Origin of the sequence: Streptosporangium sp. NPDC001681 (assembly GCF_040298085.1) — a bacterium.
In the GTDB taxonomy this organism is placed as follows: domain Bacteria; phylum Actinomycetota; class Actinomycetes; order Streptosporangiales; family Streptosporangiaceae; genus Streptosporangium.
This window is the reverse complement of sequence record NZ_JBEOZN010000269.1, coordinates 1-4,231: the sequence shown is the minus strand read 5'-3', so window position 1 is coordinate 4,231 and position 4,231 is coordinate 1. Positions and strand designations below refer to the sequence as shown.

General features: G+C 72.4%; 1 protein-coding gene. It reads left to right on the top strand.

What is annotated here, in order from left to right; translation table 11 throughout:
* A partial coding sequence (locus tag ABT130_RS47140; protein WP_350966430.1) for a type I polyketide synthase occupies positions 1 to 4,231 on the top strand: 4,231 nt, incomplete at both ends.

Genomic DNA, 4,231 nt, shown 5'->3' with positions numbered 1-4,231 from the left:
GAGCTGTTCGTCCGCGGCGTGGCGGTGGACTGGCAGGCCCTCTTCCCGGGTGCTCGCCGCGTCGACCTGCCCACCTATGCCTTCCAGCATCAGCGGTTCTGGCCGAACGCGCGGCAGAGTGGGGATGCTCGGGTGCTGGGGCTGGCCGCGACGGATCATCCGTTGCTGGGCGCGGCGATGCCGCTGGCCAACTCCGATGGGGTGGTGCTGACCGGGCGGCTGTCGCTGCGGTCGCAGCCGTGGCTGGCCGATTACGTGGTGGCGGGTTCGGTGCTGGTGCCGGGCGCGGCGTTCGTGGAGCTGGCCGTGCGGGCCGGTGACCAGGTCGGCTGTGAGCTGGTGGAGGAGCTGACCCTGGACGCGCCCCTGGTGCTGGGCGAGGGTGACGCGGTTGCGGTGCAGGTGTGGGTGGGCGCCGCCCAGGAGACGGGCCACCGGCCGGTGAACGTGTACGCCCGCCCGGCGGACGCGGCCGATGAGGTGCCCTGGGTACGGTACGCGACCGGTACGCTCGCGGCCGGTGCTCCGGAAGCCGTGCCGTTCGATGCGGCGGTGTGGCCGCCGGCCGGCGCGACCGCCATCGAGCTGGAGGGGCTGTACGACGATCTGGCCGAGGAGGGGTTCGCCTATGGCCCGGCGTTCCAGGGGCTGCGGGCAGCCTGGCGGGGCGCTGACGGTGAAGTCTTCGCCGAGCTGAGTTTGCCGGAGCAGGTCAGCGGGGCCGGTTCGTTCGGGTTGCACCCGGCGCTACTGGATGCGGCGTTGCACGCGGTGACCTTCGCCGGGTTGGAGCCGGTGGAGGGGAGCCGGTTGCCGTTCTCCTGGGGTGAGGTGTGCCTGCACGCGGCCGGGGCGTCGGTGCTGCGGGTGCGGCTGGCCAGGGTGGGCGGCGATGCGGTGTCGCTGAGCGCGGTGGATGTGACGGGTGCGCCGGTGGTGTCGGCGCGGTCGGTGGTGCTGCGGCCGGTCTCGGCCGAGCAGCTGGGGGTCTCCGATGGTCACGGGGCCGGGCGAGACACGCTGTTCCGGGTGGAATGGGCCGCGGCAGGCGGCCTGCCGGAAGCCGGTCAGGTACCGGTGGCGCTGCTTGGTCTGGACACGCTGGGTGTCGCGGCGGCGTTGCGGGCGTCCGATGACGACGCGGCCGAGGGTTCGGGTGGCGCTTTGCTGCCGGTGCACGCGGATCTGGCGTCGCTGGTTGAGGCGGGTCCGGTCCCGGCAGTGGTGGTGACGGAGGCGGTCTCCGACCCGGCGGCCGGGGTGGTGGAATCGGCGCATGAACTGACCGCCCGCGTTCTGGACCTGCTGCAGCGGTGGCTGGCCGATGAACGCTTCAGTGACTCCCGGATGGTGGTTCTCACCCGGAATGCGGTGGTGACCGGTGCCGGCGCGCAGGGTGCACAGGGTGAGGCGGTACCGGACCCGGTCACGGCGGCGGTGTGGGGTCTTGTCCGTAGCGCCCAGTCGGAGAACCCGGGCCGGTTCGTGCTGGTCGACGTGGATGATCAGGAGTCCTCGCGGCCGGCCCTGCTCGACGTACTGCTCGGGGTGCTGGCCTCGGGCGAGCCGCAGGTGGCGGTACGCGAGGGGGAGGTGTGGGTTCCGCGTCTGGCGCGGGTGCTGCCCGGTGATGTCGGGGCGGATGTCTCCGGTGACAACCCCGGTGCCTGGGATCCGGAGGGCACGGTGCTGATCACCGGTGGCACCGGTGGTCTGGGCGCGCTGTTCGCGCGGCATGTGGTGGCCGAGCGGGGTGTGCGGCATCTGCTGCTGACCAGCCGCCGAGGCCTGGAGGCCCCCGGCGCGGTGGAGCTGCAGGCCGAGCTGATCGCACACGGTGTCGAGGTCACGATCGCCGCCTGCGACATGGCCGACCGGGACGCGGTGGCGGCCCTGCTGGCACAGGTGGACGACGAGCACCCGCTGACCGCGGTCGTCCACACCGCGGGTGTGCTGGCCGACGGCACGATTCCGTCGCTGACGCCCGAGCGGCTGGAGGCGGTGCTGCGTCCGAAGGCGGACGCGGCCTGGCACCTGCACGAGCTCACCAGGGACCTGGACCTCGCGGCGTTCGTGCTGTTCTCCTCCATGGCGGGGGTGATGGGCAACGCCGGGCAGGGCAACTACGCGGCGGCGAACGCGTTCCTCGACGCGCTGGTCCAGCTACGCCGGGCCGAAGGGCTGTCTGGATTGTCGCTGGCCTGGGGCTTGTGGGCGCAGGAGACCGGGATGACCGGCGGGCTGGGGACGATAGATCTGCAGCGGATGGCGCGGGCGGGGATGCCGGCGCTGTCGGCCGAGCAGGGGCTCGCGATGTTCGAGCTGGCTGCCGCGTCGCAGCACGCGGCGGTGGTGGCCGCGCGGCTGGAGCTGTCGGTGCTGCGCACGTTCCCCGAGGTGCCGCACCTGATGCGCGGCCTGGTGCGCGCGGGCCGCCGGTCGGCGGTCTCCGTCCCCGTCGGCGGGGACGCGGAGCTGGTACGGCGGCTGGCGGGGCTGGGTGAGGCCGAGCAGGTGCGGCTGGTGGTGGACCTGGTGCGCGCTCAGGCGGCGGCGGTGCTGGGGCACGCCTCGGGAGAGGACGTCCAACCCGGACGCGAGTTCCGTGAGCTCGGTTTCGACTCCCTCACCGCCGTTGAGCTGCGTAACCGGCTCAACGGCGTCACCGGGCTGCGGCTGCCGGCGACGCTGGTGTTCGACTACCCGACGCCGATCGTGCTGGCGCGGTTCCTGGTGTCGGAGCTGCTGGGCCGGCAGGACCTGGCGGTGGCGTCGGGCGGGGTGGCCGGGCCGAGAGCGTCGGTGGCGGACGATCCGATCGTGATCGTGGGGATGAGCTGCCGGTTCCCCGGTGGGGTGAACTCGCCGGAAGAGCTGTGGCGGTTGCTGGCCGAGGGCGAGGACGCGATCTCGCCCTTCCCCGCCGATCGGGGCTGGGATCTGGAGATGCTGTCGGCGGGGGGCTCCAATGGTCAGGGCGTTAGTGCGACCGGTCAGGGTGGGTTCCTGGCGGATGTGGCCGGATTCGACGCCGGATTCTTTGGGATCTCGCCGCGTGAGGCGCTGGCGATGGACCCGCAGCAGCGGTTGCTGCTGGAGGGGGTGTGGGAGGCGGTCGAGCGGGCCGGCATCGACCCGGTCTCGCTGAAGGGCAGCTCCACCGGTGTGTTCGTGGGCACCAACGGCCAGGACTACGCGAGCCTGGTGATGAACGCTCAGGCGGATGTACAGGGTCACGCCATCACCGGCATGGCGGCCAGCGTGCTGTCGGGTCGCCTGTCCTACACCCTGGGCCTGGAGGGCCCGGCGGTGACGGTGGACACCGCCTGCTCGTCGTCGCTGGTCGCGATGCACATGGCCGCGCAGGCGCTGCGCTCGGGCGAGTGCGGCCTGGCGCTGGCCGGTGGTGTCACGGTGATGACCACCCCGCTCGGGTTCATCGGCTTCAGCGCCCAAGGAGGGCTGGCGCCTGATGGCCGGTGCAAGGCGTTCTCCGACGGCGCGGACGGCACCAGCTGGTCCGAGGGCTTGGGCGTGCTGGTACTGGAACGGCTGTCGGACGCCCGCCGCAACGGCCACGAGGTCCTGGCGATCGTGCGTGGTTCGGCGATCAACCAGGACGGTGCGTCCAACGGTCTGACCGCGCCGAACGGTCCGTCGCAGCAGCGGGTGATCCGCCAGGCGCTGGCCGGCGCGGGGTTGTCGCCGGACGAGGTGGACGCGGTGGAGGCGCACGGCACTGGGACGACGCTGGGTGACCCGATCGAGGCCCAGGCGCTGCTGGCCACGTACGGGCAGAACCGTGAGACCGACCGGCCGCTGCTGCTGGGGGCCGTCAAGTCGAACATCGGTCACACGCAGGCGGCCGCCGGTGTGGCCGGTGTGATCAAGATGGTCATGGCGATGCGGCACGGAGTGCTGCCCAGGACACTGCATGTGGACGCGCCGTCCTCGCACGTGGACTGGACCTCCGGCGCGGTGGAGCTGCTGACCGAGGCGACCGAGTGGCCGCAGACCGGTCATCCGCGCCGGGCGGGTGTGTCGTCGTTCGGGATCAGCGGCACCAACGCGCACGTCATCCTGGAGCAGGGGCCGGTGGCCCCGCGGATCGAGGCCGGAACGGTGCCGCGGGACGAGGCACCGGCCGCGGACGTGCTGCCGGTGTTGGTGTCGGCCCGTACGGCGGAGCATCGAGTGGAACCAGTCGCTGGTGTGGCTGTCGAGGGTGGCA